The 15,238-nt window shown below is 50.8% G+C and carries 18 protein-coding genes; all 18 read right to left on the bottom strand.

Going from position 1 to position 15,238, the window contains the following annotated elements:
- Complete coding sequence (locus B5E60_RS11905; protein ID WP_087311906.1) at positions 1-846, bottom strand: aldo/keto reductase; 846 nt, start codon at positions 844-846, stop codon at positions 1-3.
- Positions 847-994: 148 nt separating this feature from the next.
- Positions 995-1,366 (bottom strand): nuclear transport factor 2 family protein, encoded by a 372-nt coding sequence (locus B5E60_RS11900; RefSeq protein WP_162611637.1) that lies wholly within the window; start codon positions 1,364-1,366, stop codon positions 995-997.
- A gap of 133 nt (positions 1,367-1,499) precedes the next feature.
- The gene (locus tag B5E60_RS11895; protein WP_087311902.1) at positions 1,500-2,327 is read right to left on the bottom strand and encodes an SDR family oxidoreductase; all 828 of its coding nucleotides are present in this window, start codon (positions 2,325-2,327) and stop codon (positions 1,500-1,502) included.
- Positions 2,328-2,342: 15 nt separating this feature from the next.
- Positions 2,343-2,969: a flavodoxin gene (locus B5E60_RS11890; RefSeq protein WP_087311900.1), complete on the bottom strand. Its 627-nt coding sequence runs from the start codon at positions 2,967-2,969 to the stop codon at positions 2,343-2,345.
- Positions 2,970-2,974: 5 nt separating this feature from the next.
- A complete protein-coding gene (locus tag B5E60_RS11885) occupies positions 2,975-3,409 on the bottom strand; it encodes a nuclear transport factor 2 family protein (RefSeq protein WP_087311946.1) in 435 nt (144 codons plus the stop codon).
- 96 nt (positions 3,410-3,505) lie between these two features.
- Positions 3,506-4,720, bottom strand: coding sequence for an MFS transporter (locus B5E60_RS11880; RefSeq protein ID WP_087311898.1), 1,215 nt, complete (start codon positions 4,718-4,720; stop codon positions 3,506-3,508).
- Between the two features lie 18 nt (positions 4,721-4,738).
- Complete coding sequence (locus B5E60_RS11875; RefSeq protein WP_087311896.1) at positions 4,739-5,908, bottom strand: iron-containing alcohol dehydrogenase; 1,170 nt, start codon at positions 5,906-5,908, stop codon at positions 4,739-4,741.
- 62 nt (positions 5,909-5,970) lie between these two features.
- On the bottom strand, positions 5,971-6,843 hold the full coding sequence (locus B5E60_RS11870; RefSeq protein WP_342394928.1) for a carboxymuconolactone decarboxylase family protein: 873 nt from the start codon (positions 6,841-6,843) through the stop codon (positions 5,971-5,973).
- A 125-nt stretch (positions 6,844-6,968) separates the two neighbouring features.
- On the bottom strand, positions 6,969-7,757 hold the full coding sequence (locus B5E60_RS11865) for a PRTRC system ThiF family protein (protein WP_087311894.1): 789 nt from the start codon (positions 7,755-7,757) through the stop codon (positions 6,969-6,971).
- A complete protein-coding gene (locus B5E60_RS11860) occupies positions 7,754-8,473 on the bottom strand; it encodes a prokaryotic E2 ligase family D protein (protein ID WP_087311892.1) in 720 nt (239 codons plus the stop codon). Before B5E60_RS11860 ends, B5E60_RS11865 begins: the two co-directional genes overlap by 4 nt.
- A gap of 3 nt (positions 8,474-8,476) precedes the next feature.
- Positions 8,477-9,565, bottom strand: coding sequence for a hypothetical protein (locus B5E60_RS11855; RefSeq protein ID WP_087311890.1), 1,089 nt, complete (start codon positions 9,563-9,565; stop codon positions 8,477-8,479).
- Between the two features lie 37 nt (positions 9,566-9,602).
- On the bottom strand, positions 9,603-9,824 hold the full coding sequence (locus tag B5E60_RS11850) for a PRTRC system protein C (RefSeq protein WP_087311888.1): 222 nt from the start codon (positions 9,822-9,824) through the stop codon (positions 9,603-9,605).
- A 4-nt stretch (positions 9,825-9,828) separates the two neighbouring features.
- Positions 9,829-10,821, bottom strand: a complete 993-nt coding sequence (locus tag B5E60_RS11845; protein ID WP_087311886.1) for a PRTRC system protein E — start codon at positions 10,819-10,821, stop codon at positions 9,829-9,831.
- A 32-nt stretch (positions 10,822-10,853) separates the two neighbouring features.
- Positions 10,854-11,069: a hypothetical protein gene (locus tag B5E60_RS11840; protein ID WP_087311884.1), complete on the bottom strand. Its 216-nt coding sequence runs from the start codon at positions 11,067-11,069 to the stop codon at positions 10,854-10,856.
- 408 nt (positions 11,070-11,477) lie between these two features.
- On the bottom strand, positions 11,478-12,458 hold the full coding sequence (locus tag B5E60_RS11830; RefSeq protein ID WP_087311882.1) for a hypothetical protein: 981 nt from the start codon (positions 12,456-12,458) through the stop codon (positions 11,478-11,480).
- A gap of 67 nt (positions 12,459-12,525) precedes the next feature.
- Entirely contained in the window at positions 12,526-12,777 is a 252-nt protein-coding gene (locus B5E60_RS13970) for a DUF2268 domain-containing protein (RefSeq protein WP_162611636.1), read from the bottom strand.
- Between the two features lie 43 nt (positions 12,778-12,820).
- Positions 12,821-13,057 (bottom strand): hypothetical protein, encoded by a 237-nt coding sequence (locus B5E60_RS11825; protein WP_087311942.1) that lies wholly within the window; start codon positions 13,055-13,057, stop codon positions 12,821-12,823.
- Positions 13,058-13,251: 194 nt separating this feature from the next.
- On the bottom strand, positions 13,252-15,066 hold the full coding sequence (locus B5E60_RS11820; protein ID WP_087311880.1) for a type IA DNA topoisomerase: 1,815 nt from the start codon (positions 15,064-15,066) through the stop codon (positions 13,252-13,254).
- Positions 15,067-15,238: the final 172 nt, after the last annotated feature.

The following is a 15,238-nucleotide window of genomic DNA, read 5'->3' as shown; positions in this document are numbered from 1 at the left end:
CTATCCGTAAGTTTCTATCAGGTGTTTGATAAACTGTGGGTCATTGAATTTCACGGTCCCTGCATCATGTCGGTTGAGTGTGGCAACCTGTGTCATTTCATCGTCAGTAAGTCTGAAGTCGAAAATATCAAGATTTTGCTTCATGCGTTCAATATGTGTACTCTTTGGGATGGCGACAATACCCTGCTGCGTCAGCCAGCGCAGCGCAACTTGAGCCGCTGTCTTCTTGTATTTCTCTCCGATTTGCATCAACAGTTCATTGTCCGTTATTCCGGATGTTCCCTGTCCTCCAAGTGGTCCCCATGCCATCATCTTCGTATCATAATCATTGAGACAAGGGCGTATGTCAGTCTGCTGAACCTGTACATTGCATTGGAGTTGGTTGATGGCTGGCTTTATATCTGTATGGAGCGCAAGGTCTATAAAACGCCCTGCCTGAAAATTGCTTACGCCGATAGCGCGTACTTTTCCTGCTTTCAGTGCATCTTCCATGGCGCGATAGGTTCCGTAATAATCACCGTATGGCTGGTGGATTAGCAATAGGTCAATGTAGTCAGTCTGAAGTTTGCGCAACGACTCTTCTATGGAAACTGCCGCTTTTTCTTGCCCGGCATTGGAAATCCAGACTTTGGTGGTAATGAACAAATCCGTGCGAGAAACACCGCATTTCTTTATGGCTTCTCCGACACCTTCTTCGTTATAATAAGCCTGCGCCGTATCTATCAGCCTATAGCCTGTATGGATGGCATCCAGCACGCAACGTTCACACTCTTCCGGCGATACGAGAAATACTCCATATCCAAGAACCGGCATTTCTACACCATTATTCAATCTTATTGTTTCCATTTGTTCCTAAGTTTATTTAATCATGATACAAAAGTAGGGAAATGACACAATACACACTTTTGCAAATCAAACCATTGTTTGCTCAAATCAAACAATAAATAAGAAACATCCCAAGAATATACTCTTGAGATGTCTCAATTACATAAATTCAATAGGTCGAAGCCCGTGCTTCGGTCATCAGCCAGTGCCCATCTTTCTTTTCCAAATCAATGTCTAACTGTAGCCGCCATGTATGACACCCACCGCCGAATACCGCTGCATTGACTCTACTCTGCCCAATGAGTAAGGCACGGTTATCCTTTACAGTTATGTCTAATTGCGTATCCTCGCACGAGTAATAGTTCAGCGTGCCTTGGGCGATACTGCGCAGGTATTCGGCTTTTGACTGGCGCATCCCCGTCATGTGTATCAGGGTGAAACTGTCGTCCAACAGGCTGTCGAGGGAGGCGGTGTCTTTAGCTATCATGGCGCGGTACATGTCGTGGTAGCAGTGAGCTATCTGTTCACGGTCGGTATCCATGTCTGTATGTTCATTAGAAGGGTGAATTATCCCCCATATATGGGTGCTGTTGATACCCCATGTATGACCCTTTGAGATACCCCATATAAGGGTATTGAAAGTACCCCATACAAGGGGTATCACGATACACAGGTTACGGACGCAGCGGCCCATAGAAATAAGAAGCCGTTGCCCCTCCGTCCACCAGAAAGTCTGCACCAGTGATGAAGGCTCCCCGGTTGCTCATCAGCAGTTCGGCGACATTCGCCACCTCGTCTGCCGTACCCGGACGTCCTGCAGGACATTTGGCGAACATGTTCTTGTAGAAATCCCCACGCGGGCCGTTAAACTCGTCGATGGCAAGCGGCGTGACGATGATTCCCGGCGAGATGGAGTTGATGCGTGCGCCCCGCTCTCCCCACTTCACGGCTTCCGCCATGACGCGCTTCACGTTGCAACGCTTCGCCAGCTGGTAAGCGTGCAGAGTGTCGCGGATATTGGAAGGTTGCAATACATCGAGCGTCAGGAGTTCTTCGGTCGGGGTCATGGCAAGTCGTTCGTCAATCTCCGCGCCGAGGGCAGGCATACGGTGTCCCGACTGACTGGAGATGGTAACACCCGTGCCGCCTTCGACTATTACCTTACCCACTTCTTCCAGCAGAACAGCCGTACCGTAAAGATCTACTTTCAGAATAGTTTCTATGGATGCCTGACTGGGCGACACGCCCGCAGCATTAACCAGCATGGTGATGTCTCCGTATTGTTGAGCGGTGTCTATCAGCGAGCGTATGGAGTCGCGTGAGGACAAATCCATCTCTACAGGCACAGTGTCATATCCTGCCTTGTTCATGATGTCGGAGATGGCATCGGCATTTTCCTTGCGTTTGTCTCCGATGATGAGTTTCATTCCGTAGCCCATGCGACGGGCAATGGCCATGCCGATTTGTCCGGCACCGGTCAATATCATTACTTGCTTCTTCATATTATTACTTCATTCTTAATTCTTAATTTCTAATTTGCCCAGCCAATTCATTACGCTCTGCCGTGCTTGTGTCTGTCTGTTTTGGGCAGTGGCTCCCTGAATGGCAAGCCCTTTCAGGAAGGTTGCTCCCTTGCAGGCGTTCTTCAGTTTTCCTTCGGTGCTGCTCAGCCCGCTACCCTCATGGGTGCAGAAGGGAATAACGGTCTTTCCCTGCCAGTCGTGCTTCTTGATGAACGTATAGACCGCCATCGGTACATCGCCCCACCAGTTGGGGTAACCGAGGAAAATGATGTCGTAATCTTCTACCTGTGCATCCCCTTTGATGGTGGGACGGGCCTTGCTGTTCAGCTCCTTTTTTGCTACGTCTATACATTCCATATAGTCCGCCGGATAGGGCGTTACGGTTTCGATGTGAAACAGGGTGCCGCCCGTCTCTTCGGCTATCATTTCGGCGATAATTTGTGTGTTGCCTTTTTCGATGTAGCCCACGTTGTAGTTCTCGTCGGCACGCGAGAAGAAGGCTACCAGTACTTTCTTGCCATTCATGTTGTTTGTTCCTTCCTTTGAATTGTCCTGTGCGCACAATGCCAACGGCAGGAAGCACATCAGCATTGCGCAGAGGGTTGTCAGCGTTTTTTTCATACGGTTCAAGCCAAAGGTGGAACGGATGAGTAAACGAAGTGCTGCTCGCGTTCGGCAATCCACCAGCGGCCGTCCACCTTGACATATTTGTCGTAGTAGCGCACGGCGTGCAGGGTCAGTTTGTCCTTGCCTTCTTCGGTGACGAGAGTGGCGATGGCGTAGCAGGTGCCGGTGGCGTGTGTTTCGTCCGTGAAGTCCACCACCTGTTGCCCGTTTTGGTGGAACGAAGCCTTGGCTGCACCGAAAGCCTTGTATTGGGCAATCATGTCCTCCACATTGTTGATATCCATGCCGAGCTTGTCGCCGAAGTACACCTTCAGTTTGATGTCCGGCGTGAAGATTTCACGGTAGTAATCCTGGTTGTTCTTGTCCGATTCCGTTGCATAGCGGTCTACCAAGTCCTTCAATGCCATGCGGTCTTGCAGTTCTTGTTGTGTCATAATCTTATTCATTTTTAATTTGTTTCTTAATCTGTTGCAAAGGTACGCCATTTGTACAAGACTAACTTTTGTGAATCAAACCATAAGTTGCTCAAATCAAACAATCCTGTTTCTTCTTAAAGCATATATCCCAATGATGCCGGATATAAGAAGGAAAAAGATACCGGCCCATAGGATAAACCGGAATGAGGTGGCATCTGCCAGCAATCCCCAACCTCCGGCAGCAACTGCCCCACCGATGGCGATTGCCATCGATACGTTGGAATAGATACGGGCATAATTCTTGCTCCCGAATACGGAACGGACCAAAAGCGGTGTCTGTACGGAAACACCTGCGTATGCCCATCCGAAAAGGAAACCTCCGGTAATGGATAGGATTATATGGACGTGTCCCGACAGCAAAAGCAACAATCCGGCAATCCCCAATCCCGCTGTGGCTATCACTCCAGCCAATGTGTTACGGTCGTTTATCGCACCCAATCCGACCTTGCCTACCGTCACGCCAACCATTGCCGCCGAAGCTACAAATGAGGCTTCTTCAAGCGAAAAGTCCACGCTTTGCACGTAGGAAGGCAGAAAGACGTTGAGTGTAGCAGCCGCATTCATCAGGAAGGCAAACACCACCAACCCGTAAAATATCGGCATTCGGACAGCCTGCACATAGTCCATTCCCTCGTTTGCAGGAGTAGTGGCTTTTGTCTGTACTTCAGAAGCCCCGTATGGCTCCAGTCCTTTGTCTTTAGGATAATCCCTCAGCAGGAGGGCAAGCACAGGAGTGACAAGCACAAGTATCATCAGTCCAAAAACAAAGTAGGCCGTGCGCCAACCATATTCGGTGATAAGCCAGCCGCCCAACGGATTGAACAATACGCCGCCAATGCCCGACCCGGCACTGCAAATGCCGATAAACACCCCCATCCGTGCCTTGAACCAACGGTTCAGCATCGTGGGCAATCCCAAGTAGAGCAGGAAAGCCAGCGTGATACCGAACAGTGTGCCTGCTGCGTAAAACTCCCATAATGTGGTGAAACGCGACATGGCGAGGAATACGCATCCCGCTACGGCGGAACATACTGTGAGCAGTATACGTGCGCTGTATCGCTCCATCAACCTGCCTGCGAAGGACAGGGTCAAGGTTGAGAACAGAAAGTTGAATGACATATACAGCCCAAACTTTCCGATGTCGATGCCGAGGTCTTCACTGACCGGCCTATAGAAAATGCCTGCACAACTCATCACCAGTCCCACAATGATGAACATGTTAAGAAACTGGCAGAGGACAATGGCATAGCCGTAGTGGAGCTTCTTCATGGGATATATTTTTGAAGATTAGAGACACATTTCAAATATCTTCTCAATATCTTTTTGAGCCAACGGCTTGAAGCCCGGCAGGATACCGTCTCCACATGCCTTCTTCGCCATGATAGGAAAATCTTCAGCTTTGATTCCTACTTCTGTGAAGGTTCGTTTCAGACCTAATGTGTTGAAGAAGAAATCTGAGAGTTTCTCTATGCTTTGTTTGGCAATGGCCATCGGTTCCAGCGCAGCGTCTATACCAAATACATTCACACCGAACTGTACATACTTTGACACAGTGGTCTCGTCCAGACAATATTCCATCCAACGTGGCGTAAGGATAGCAAGTCCCAGACCATGTGTGATGTCATAAATGGCGGACAGCTCGTGTTCCATAGGATGACAGCTCCAAGCTTGCTGCTTGCCTCCATTGACAAAACCGTTTATAGCCCATGAGGATGTCCACATCAAATTGGCACGCGCCTCGTAATTTTCAGGTTCCTTCATGGCAACAGGCGTGTACTTAATGATGGTTTTCATCATACCCTCCATGAAGCAATCCAGCATATAGAGGTCTTGATTCATATTGAAATAAACCTCTATGATGTGCGACATCATATCAGCCGAACCACATGCCGTCTGATACGGACTGACCGTATAAGTATTTGTCGGGTCAAGGAAAGAGACTTTCGGCAACAACGGTTCAGCAATGCGCCCTATTTTGTCTTTGGTTTCCGGATTGCTGATAACGACTCCGGCATCCATTTCCGAACCGGTAGCTGCCAAGGTCAGAATGGTAACAACGGGCAGCGCCTTCTCTACCGGCGCCCATTTCTCGTTGAAGAAATCCCATGCGTCGAAATCCACGCACGCGCCTGCCGCCATCCATTTCGTTGCATCCAATGTGGAACCGCCGCCCACGGCAAGCAGGACATCTATCTTTTCATCTTTACAAATCTGTGCGCCTTTGCGTACAGAGTCAATACGGGGATTCGGTTCGATGCCTGAAAGTTCAAACACTTCCAGTCCGGCATTTTTTATTTCGGCCATGACTTTGTCATACAGCCCGATTCTCTTAATGGAACCTCCGCCGTAGGTCAGCAATACGCGCTTGCCGAACTTACTCAGTTCTTCACCGAGATGCCCCAACTGGTTTTCTCCGAAATAGACCTTTACAGGAATGTCATATACAAAACTGTTCATTGTTTATAGCTTTAATTGTTATACATTGATTTTACATGGCAAAAGTAGGTGAGGCCTTCCACTCATTTGTTTTCTGGAATTATCTCATTCAGACAAGCTATCGCATTAAGTGTCCGCGGATAGCCGATATAAGGCAAAAGTTGGGTAATAACATCCAGCATTTTCTGCTTGTCGTTTCCTACATTTACATTCGCCCGGATATGTCCTTTCACCTGTGATTCACAACCTTCAAGCGATACGAGCATGGAAAATGTAAGCAATTCACGCATTTGTTTGTCCAACCCTGTACGTGTCTGATAATCTCCGAAGCAATTGGCTGAAAGATAACGCTGGATATGCATCTGGTTTTCCGGTGCGTTTTTATACATATTGTCTATCATTTCTGCACCCACCATTTCTTTCTGCACGGCAAGTCCTTTCTCGAAACGGTCTTCCGGCGAAGTCGTGGATTGTGAAGGCAGAGGTAGCTTGACACCATTCTCGGTCAGGAAGTCGTTAGCCACACTAATAAAGTCTATCACTTTGGCAATGCCGACGTATGGAACAGCGTGATACAGGACTTCCTTGATTTCTACAGGCGATACCCCGTTGGCAAGACCGGCACGCAGCATCATGCGATACTCGTTAACGGCATGCTGAGCGATGGTAGAGGCCATCGTGACCATAATCCGTGTCTTTGTGTCCAAATTGCCGTAATTCAACACCTCGTCAAAGGCGAAATTATCAAACACCTCTATCAAATCCGGATCTGTTTCCTTTACTTTTGATACATAGCCGGGAAACCATGCTTCGTGATTTCTTACGGCAGCTTCGCTCAGACGGGGAGCAACACTGGTTGTCGGGTTCTTTTCTTCTTCCATATTCTGTGCTTTTAATTGCGTATGGCTGCCCAATAACGCAAGGACAGCAATACAGGTTAAGATTACTTTCTTCATGCGAACATCATTTTGATTCTTGTTTGATGCAAAGGTCTGGATTTTCATCAAACTACATTTACTCATATCAAACCATTGGTTGCTCGAATCAAACAATCAATATATTGTTATATAACAATAGACGTTTATACCGGTATCGGATTGACTTTCATTGTTTCAAGATTGAGGTATAGTCCGTGATGCTCAATCATCCCGTTGCGGAACATCTTCCAAAGAATATTGCAGCCGAGCTGTGCCAGTGTGGAGTTGATGAACAGGTCCTGTTTGTCAAGGGCTTCCGCCAGTGAGCAGCTTGGCCCGGAGTCTTCCTCCTTTACCCTTGTGTACTTCACAAAACGGGTAATGACTTTCAACGAACCGACAGTCTCATAGAGCTTGGAAACCGGTTGCCTGATTTCCCTCGGTACAGTTCCCAGTACGACCTGTCCTGTAGTCTGTGTGTTTCCGAAGTCCATCCAATACAGAGGCGTACTGTTGTCCGTGTAGGTGGATGCAGGTACTTTCCCCAATACGCTCCACAAGTCCAGTCTGGACTTGATGTTGTCCGTGCAGGTTATGGTGATGTTCGCAATTTCATCCCGTCTTGTCTCCTTCAGCACCGACGGATAGGGTCTTGCCTCCGCTTTCCAGTCATTGCCGAAGAAGTTGTTGATCCTTGTAATCAGGCATTTCGCCTTATTAAGCCCCAAATCCATCGGCCCGAAAAGCTGCCGTCCGATATTGGCTTCCGTCACGATGTCAGGGTCGTAAAGCGTAACGAACAGCCCCGGATGTCCGAGAGCGCGGAGTGTCACGTCAAGCCTTGTCAGACAGGTCAGCACCTGCGAACCTGTCCCACCCGCGCCGATGAGATTAACCGTTACCGGATGCTGCGGGTTTATCAGGTAATTGTCGATATAGTGTACTCTTTTCATTTCAGTATATCTTTAAGTTTCAGATTGTTCAATGGTTTCAGCTCGTTCGGGTCGAAGGGATGGTTCCTTGCCGCCTTCGTCACCAGCACGAGGTTTGATTTTGTCGGGTTTCCAAGGCTTCCCAAGTGGGAGAATTCAGTCAGCCAGAATTTCCTTTCCCAGTATTCGAGCAGGTTCGTGTAAGTCATGTCCCGCGGCTTTTCTATCCTGGCCGAGCCGAGGCATACGCTTGAGCCTGTCACATTGAATAAAGGTGCCGCATAGAGAACCGTTTCCCTGTCAGGCCGGTCATCCTTGTAGGCGTAAACATCCAGATGCGAGTCCTTGGCTTCGTAGATGATTCCCGGCAGGTCGTATTCCGCATTCTCGATCCCGAGGTCGCTGACAAAATACATCATCCGTTTCCCGGGTGGATTATACCAGATATATTTTTCGCTTCCTTTGCGGGAATCGGCATACAGCAGGTTGGACGGCAGTCTGCCGTATGGCGTACTGCCGTGTGTCTCCGAATAGTTCCGTACCAGCCCGTTCATAAACTCCACCGTCACGGGACGGCCTTCTCCCATCATTCCGTTTTCATTGATGTCCCTTACCTCGATAAAATAGGTGTCTCCATATGCATAATGGTTGTCATTATCTCGGACATAGACAATCAACGCCGCTTTGGGACGGAGCAGCGTCCTCAGTTTTCTTGTAAGTTCATTCGTTTCCATCATATTCTAACATATTGTATTGATGAATTCTTCCGCCCATTTGAAAAAGCGTTCCGGATAGTCATCCATCCGGAACACCTCTTCGGTATCGGGCGACAGGTCGAGGACCGTTATCGGGACTATGTCGTATGTCTCCCTGCTGTAGCAGTTGTAATAGTCAACGAGATATTCGGCAACCACATCATTGATGTCATAGACAATCCTTATCTGCTGTTCCAGGTACATCGGATGGAAATCCGGATTCTCAGTGTAGAAAGCGTCATATCCGTACTGCATGATGCCTTTCTCCGGTATCAGGAATGGAAGTCCCCGTTTCATTATCCCGACCAACTGCCGCTCGAACCCGTTTTGAGGAACGTACGATTCGATGGCTTTCGGCAGATTCCTGTAATAGGACTTTGTCTCCACCCTTTTGAGCAGCCGGTTGATTTTACCGGTTTGGTAGGACTCCAGCAGCTTCAACTGCTTTTTCCTCTCCCGGGAATCAGTCCCGTCTTCTTCAGAAAGCATCTCAAACATGAAGTCTGACTCTTCATCTTCCAGAAATGTACTGATGCCGTTGGCCTTCATCAGCCTATGGATAAAAGTGACGGCAATCTTCCTTAAGACGGGATTGAGCGATTCCAGAAACTTCAACGGGAAATAATACAGCGTAAGTTCTCCCCACTGATGATGTTTCCACAGGCGGAAGAAAAGCCGTCCTCCTTCATGTTCTATATTGACATTCAGACTGTCACCGACAAGTGCATACATCTCGTCGTACAGTCCGGCTATACTTTTCCCGATGCTGTTTCCCGGCGTATGCTCCGCGTCCATCTGTAACAGCAAGGCATAATTGAAATACGAATCACGCAGGAACTCGTAATTTTCCTGCGTGATGACATTGACCTCGCCTGAGTTGCAGTTTTCGTATATCTCCACGCATACCCTTTCCGGCGCAATCGGTGTCAAGGCCGTACTTAAAAAAGAATTACGGCACCGCTTGGCGCCGCAATCCTTTTTCTTTTTTCGGTTCCGTAACGGTAGGTCCGTTCGGTTTCTTGTATGATGTACCTTGCGAGCTGTTCCATCTGGAATTCGCTTAATAGCTTGCATGATTCCTCCTTCTTTTTCCTGTTCTTTCCCATGACGTTTATCCTTTTGTCCCGATGGTGGTCTTGAACTCGTATTCCGCCATGTCCTCCCTGATGACCGGCCCGTGGACGGTTGCCGTCGTCAGTTCCGGGTACATGTTTGAATAATAACTCATGACCATGTCCGGCGTGAAATCCGCGCCCGGATCAGCCAGGGTCACATACTCCGTTCCTTTCTTGAACTTGAATGAGCGTGTCATTCCTTTTACTTCGAGTGCCATAATCTTACATTTGTGGGTTAGTTGTCTGGTATCTGTTTCCGCCTTTCAGCATTTCCGTCGGAAAATCGAGGTAATTCGCATACTCTTCCGGGTTGTAGTCCGGTTCGTCTTGTCCGTAAGCGAACTGTCCGTTCTCCTGCACCGCATATTCATCGTACTGCGGCATGTTTCCGCCTAAGCCGGCAACCGGCTGTAGCGGCTGTGGAGCGGGTTGCTGTCCGTATGCGTTCGGCTGCGGATATTGTCCTCCCTGTCCGGGATAAGGCTGCGCGTGGTATGGCTGTTGCCCTCCGGGATAAGGAGCCGGCTGCTGTACAGGCTGTCTCGGCGGTATCGGCTGCCTGACAGGCTGCTGCCCCCGGCTTGTCGTATGCGGCTGCTGTGGAGTGTTTCCCGGAGCCGGTCTTTGTATCGGACGGGATTGCGGTACCTGTTGCTGCTGTGACACCGGCTGTGGAGTTGGCTGTTGGTCAAAGGCCTCCATGCCGAACAGGCTGCCCTTGTCAAGCTCGGCGGTCTGCGCCTTGATCTTTTCCTCGATTTCCTTCGCCTGCTGGGGGTTGGCGTATGCCTTGGCCTGTCCGAGCACGGTCACGGCCTCCTTGTGGTTTTTCGCCGTTGCCAGCTCGTCCGCCTTCTTCATCAGTTTCTCGTACTTCTCCCGCTTTTCCTTTTCCTCCTTGGTCTCTTTCGCCTTCGCTTCCTTGGCCGCCTTGCTGTCTTTCGCGGCCTTGTCCGCCTGTTTCTCGAACTCCGTCATGTTGGTGAGCAGCCCTGACACTTTCTGTACGGGTCTTGCGATGGTCTGGAAGAAACCGCCGTCAAGCTCTTCCGGTGTCCCGGACAGGGTCAGCGGCACGATGTGGTTTCGGGCCTCGTCCTTGAGACCGTTCGACTTGGGCAGTACGGATACCGTCATGCCCGTGGTTGATTTGCGGATGACCAGTGTGATGTCCACGCTTCCGGCCATCAGTTGGTTGAACTGTGTAAAAAACATAATCTTTCGTATTAAATGGTTAGACATTGATTCTATGCGTCCTTGAAGAGTTCCGCCAGCAGCCTGTTCCTGTCGGGATGCCGGCTGATTTCAAGTATCGGGTCCAGCAGGGCTGAGATATGTACCGGCCCGCTTCCTCTCTGCGGGAACTTCATGGCCGGTTCCGGCACCTGTACTCTGGGTTTTCTTGCCACGGGCATCCGCATCGGAGCCGGTGACGGTTGTCTTGTGATGATCGCTTGTCTCATAATCTTTATTTTTTAAATGTGAATACTCGGGCTTTGGCAGCCCGTTGAACTACGGGGGCCGGGCGGCGAATGCTTCCGGAAAGGCAAGGTTTTCGGGAAAAATACCGGAGCCTCCGGCGAGGATGATTTTTCCCGAAACCGAAGGCCCGACCTTGCCGTCCGACAAGAAGCATTTGCCAACTTTGCCCTGTAGTTCATCGGGTCGCCAATGTCTGTGTCTTCCATTCCTGTCTTTCCATTTTCCCATGCAATGGATGTGGAGGCCAAGGAGACATGGGGACAACAGATACAGGGCAATCCGGGCATAACGGATATAAAAAGAGCCCCATATGGCATGAGGCTCATGGAAAAAGAAAAAACTGATTTCATAAAAATCCAGGTATGTATGCTGCAATTCCACCCGTCTGCTCAGTCAATCCAGAAGGTTCCGCAATGGGGGCACCTGCATCCGGCCGGATACCCGTTGGAATAACGCACGTCACGGTGGCGTTTGAAGTTCATGTCCCCGAAGGTGCATTTCCCGCTTCGGAATATCTTTTCGTAAACTGCCTCCTGTTTCTGGTGTTCGGCCATCCGGCTTTTACGGACCGAACCGGTGGAAGGCGTCATGCCCGTTTCCCATTTTGTGGAGTCGCACCAGTCGTTGGCCATGCCGCAGACTTCATCCGCGTAGGAATAGTGTACCTGTGAATCGACAAACAGGTTGTCCCTCCGGAAAGGCAGCGTGAGGTCCAACGGAATCCGTACATGATGTCCGGACCCGTTCAGGCTGTCGGCAATGGCCACTACCACGTTCCCGTAAAAACGGATGCTCCTGAAATCGTTTTCCGCGTCTTCACTGACAAGCCTGTCAAACATGGCATTGAAATAGATGCGCAGTTCTCCGCCGTATGCGGCATTCTCCACCAGTTCTTCAATCTTCTCGTCAAACTGTCCTTTCTTCAGATGGAGTGCCCGGCGCACCTTGTAGCAGGCCATGGCGACCGATTCTCCCCGCCATGGGATGTCGGTCCGGTATCCGCTGATTTCCACTCCGAGCGAATAAAAGAAGTTCGTGACGGAGGAGTTGCGTATCAGGTCCTTTACCGGGTCGGAACCGTTCCGGTCGTAGATCAGTTCCCTGATTTCGTCCTCATGCTCTTCAAACTGTTCCGCACAGCCGTCCGATTCCATGCTTTTCCTTGTTTCCTCCAGGTAGCCGTGCATATTTGAGCTTTCCTGTTCCTCATACCATTTGTATGCCTTTTCATACAGTTTTTCCAGACTGTTGGAGCGGATGCATTCCTCCTGGATGTCCTCATGCCCGTCAAGGTCGTCGCGGTAGTCCACATCGTAAAGGCTTACGTACTGTGGAACATAGTCGACAAGTTGTTTGGCTGTTCTATTCATGACTCTTTATTTTTATTTATTATGATGTTTTACATGCCCGGCTCCGAGGAGCCGGTATTCCGGTTTCTTACTTGCCACGGTCTGGCTTTTGCCCTGTCGGTGGCAAGGCTTGGCGGGAAAAAATACCGGAGCCTCCGGCGAGGATGATTTTTTCCCTGCCAACCAAGCCCGTAAGGGCCGCCTTGCGCATGACAGGGCAAAAGGCTATTTTTGCAAGGAAGAAGCTGGAATATCCCTTTTGAGGAATTACTGTCGGAAGGAAATTGTCCGTTGGAAATAAAAAAACGGGGCAACCGCAGACGGTTACTCCCGTTATCATAACATGCCTGTATGTATCGTCAATATCGTTACCGGGCCAGACTTCAGAAAATCAGGAAACTCAGGATGCACAGGATGATGGCGAGCGCCACGAGAATACAGGCTATCCGGTAGATGAACCTGAACAGTCCCCTGAAACACACGATGGCCACGGCGGTCCATACGGGGGATATGCCGTGCGAGTAAAGCCAGCTGAACCCGATGGCTGCCGTGACGGCCAGTGCGGCTGTCCTTGCCCACCTGTTGGCGGCTATCTTCCTGACTCTTTCTTTCATTTTCATAATCTTCATGTTTTATGGGAATGCCATTCCCGTTTCCGGGGCCTTCCTGCGGACCGTTTCCACGGGCAAGGCTTTCGGGAAAAATACCGGAGCCCTTCCGGGCGAGGATGATTTTTCCCTGAAACCGCCTGCGGCCCGGCCTTGCCGGTGGAAACAGGCGGTCCGCGACCTTCGCCCCGTGAACCGGAATGGCTTCACCGCTTCTGTTTCTTCCCGTTCCCGTTTTTCGGGAACGAAAGGACCAGGTTGAAACCCGCGTCAAAAGCCAGGGCCGCATCGAAAGCTATCCCTTTCTTGCCCTTGAACCCTTTGATGAGCCGGGTTGAACCGGAAGAGAAAAGCTGCTCCAGGTGCTGGTCCGTCAGTTCCTTGTTCAGGAACTTGCGGAACACGAGCAGGCCGCAGCCCCCATTGTCGCATTTTGCCGTCCTGCCCTTGAGAATGACATGGCCCGTCTTGCATTTGGGACAGGTGAATGTGCGGACGTGCGCCGCCGGCAGAGAGAGTTTCAGAATCTCCCCGGTGGCCTTGCGGGTATAGTCCCTGATGGACGCCATGAACGTCTCCGGGTTGAGCGTGTGCCGTTCTATCTGCGCCAGGGCGTTCTCCCAGCTTCCGGTCAGGGAGACATCCGCCACCAGCATGTCCTTCACCGCCCCGTAGAGAAGAAGTCCCTTTTCCGTGGGCACGAGGCTTTTCCCGTTCCGTTCGACATAGTCCCTCTTGAACAGGGTGGTGATGATGGCGGCCCTTGTGGCGGGCGTTCCTATTCCAATCTCCTTGACGGCCTCACGCGCCTCTCCGTCGGCAATGTCCTTTCCGCAGGTCTCCATTGCCGCCAGCAGCGTGGCTTCGGTGTAGAGCGGCTTGGGCATGGTCTTTTTCTGCACCAACCCGTGGCCCGATACCGGAATCCGGTCCCCTTCGGAGAAAACGGCATGGCCGTCGTTCAGTCCAGCCTCGTCCTCCTTGTCTTCTTTCCTGCCGAAGACCCCGCGCCAGCCGGGACTGGTGACGGAGGCGCTCTTCGAGCGGAAAGCCATTTCTCCGATACGGCATTCCATGAGCAGCAGTTCCTTCTTGCAGCAGGGCGAGAACGCTTCCAGCATCCGTCCGGCGATCAGGGCATAGACGGCGGCCTCCGTTTCGGAGAGCCCTTCGGGGGCGATGCCGGTCGTGACCAGGGCATGGTGGTCGGTCACTTTCGCGTCGTCCACGCTGCGGGTGTTCAGGGCGGAGAGGTCGAGCGTCTTCCCGTATTCCCGGAATTCCGGCAGGGCGGAAATCTTTTCCAGCAGTTCCGGGACGTGCGCCATGACATCCTGCGGAATGTGGCGGCTTCCCGTCCTCGGGTAGGATATCAGTTTCTTCTCGTACAGGGCCTGGGCAATGTCCAGCGTTTTGTCCGCCGGCAGGTCGAGGTGCACGTTGCAGTCCTTCTGGAGTGCCGTCAGGTCGTAGAGCAGCGGCGGTTGTTGCGCTACTTCCTTGCGTTCCACCTTGGTGATTTCCGCCACGGAGCCGGACGGGATGCCCCCGTATGCGGCTTCCGCTTCCGTCTTGTCCTTGAAGTTCCTGGTGTGGAAGAAGCGGCGGTGCGACTCCCGGCCATCCAGCGTGATGTGGAGCTGCCAATAAGGCGTGGATACAAATTCCCTGTTCTCCCTGAACCTTGCGCATATCATGGCCAGCGTCGGGGTCTGCACCCGCCCGATGGAACTGTTCGGGGAGCCGGAGGCTATGACCAGCGCACGGCTGGCGTTCATGCCCACCAGCCAGTCCGCCTTGGCGCGGCTGTCGGCGGCGGCATACAGGCTGTCGTATTCGGAACCCTCCTTCAGTTCCTCCAGACCCTTCCGTATGGCCTCGTCGGTGAGCGAGGAGATCCACAGCCGCCTAAACGGTTTCGTACAACCCAGGTAGTCGTATATCCAGCGGAAGATCAGCTCGCCTTCGCGTTTATCTAAAGTTGTGATAATCGTGATTATCCAAAGTAAAAGATTATCCAAAGCAGTATTCTATTCGTATTTGATTATGAGATAGTTATATTTAATACTTACAAACACTAGTGTCCGGTAAAAAATCATGAAAGTTCTTTGAAAATATTGATGATTAGGAATTTACAGAGATAAAACGAGCGCAACGATTTGAATTTATCTTTGCCAGACTATCGTAGAATGG

This window comes from Alistipes sp. An116 (assembly GCF_002161005.1).
GTDB lineage: Bacteria > Bacteroidota > Bacteroidia > Bacteroidales > Rikenellaceae > Alistipes > Alistipes megaguti.
Note: the sequence above shows the minus strand (reverse complement) of the source record. Positions and strands in the feature narration are given on the sequence as shown.

Bases quoted from the DNA above. Each gene is read 5' to 3' on its own strand.
- B5E60_RS11905 (WP_087311906.1), bottom strand. From the start codon at position 846: ATGGAAACAATAAGATTGAATAATGGTGTAGAAATGCCGGTTCTTGGA.
- B5E60_RS11900 (WP_162611637.1), bottom strand. From the start codon at position 1,366: ATGGATACCGACCGTGAACAGATAGCTCACTGCTACCACGACATGTAC.
- B5E60_RS11895 (WP_087311902.1), bottom strand. From the start codon at position 2,327: ATGAAGAAGCAAGTAATGATATTGACCGGTGCCGGACAAATCGGCATG.
- B5E60_RS11890 (WP_087311900.1), bottom strand. From the start codon at position 2,969: ATGAAAAAAACGCTGACAACCCTCTGCGCAATGCTGATGTGCTTCCTG.
- B5E60_RS11885 (WP_087311946.1), bottom strand. From the start codon at position 3,409: ATGACACAACAAGAACTGCAAGACCGCATGGCATTGAAGGACTTGGTA.
- B5E60_RS11880 (WP_087311898.1), bottom strand. From the start codon at position 4,720: ATGAAGAAGCTCCACTACGGCTATGCCATTGTCCTCTGCCAGTTTCTT.
- B5E60_RS11875 (WP_087311896.1), bottom strand. From the start codon at position 5,908: ATGAACAGTTTTGTATATGACATTCCTGTAAAGGTCTATTTCGGAGAA.
- B5E60_RS11870 (WP_342394928.1), bottom strand. From the start codon at position 6,843: ATGAAGAAAGTAATCTTAACCTGTATTGCTGTCCTTGCGTTATTGGGC.
- B5E60_RS11865 (WP_087311894.1), bottom strand. From the start codon at position 7,757: ATGAAAAGAGTACACTATATCGACAATTACCTGATAAACCCGCAGCAT.
- B5E60_RS11860 (WP_087311892.1), bottom strand. From the start codon at position 8,473: ATGATGGAAACGAATGAACTTACAAGAAAACTGAGGACGCTGCTCCGT.
- B5E60_RS11855 (WP_087311890.1), bottom strand. From the start codon at position 9,565: ATGCAAGCTATTAAGCGAATTCCAGATGGAACAGCTCGCAAGGTACAT.
- B5E60_RS11850 (WP_087311888.1), bottom strand. From the start codon at position 9,824: ATGGCACTCGAAGTAAAAGGAATGACACGCTCATTCAAGTTCAAGAAA.
- B5E60_RS11845 (WP_087311886.1), bottom strand. From the start codon at position 10,821: ATGTTTTTTACACAGTTCAACCAACTGATGGCCGGAAGCGTGGACATC.
- B5E60_RS11840 (WP_087311884.1), bottom strand. From the start codon at position 11,069: ATGAGACAAGCGATCATCACAAGACAACCGTCACCGGCTCCGATGCGG.
- B5E60_RS11830 (WP_087311882.1), bottom strand. From the start codon at position 12,458: ATGAATAGAACAGCCAAACAACTTGTCGACTATGTTCCACAGTACGTA.
- B5E60_RS13970 (WP_162611636.1), bottom strand. From the start codon at position 12,777: ATGATAACGGGAGTAACCGTCTGCGGTTGCCCCGTTTTTTTATTTCCA.
- B5E60_RS11825 (WP_087311942.1), bottom strand. From the start codon at position 13,057: ATGAAAATGAAAGAAAGAGTCAGGAAGATAGCCGCCAACAGGTGGGCA.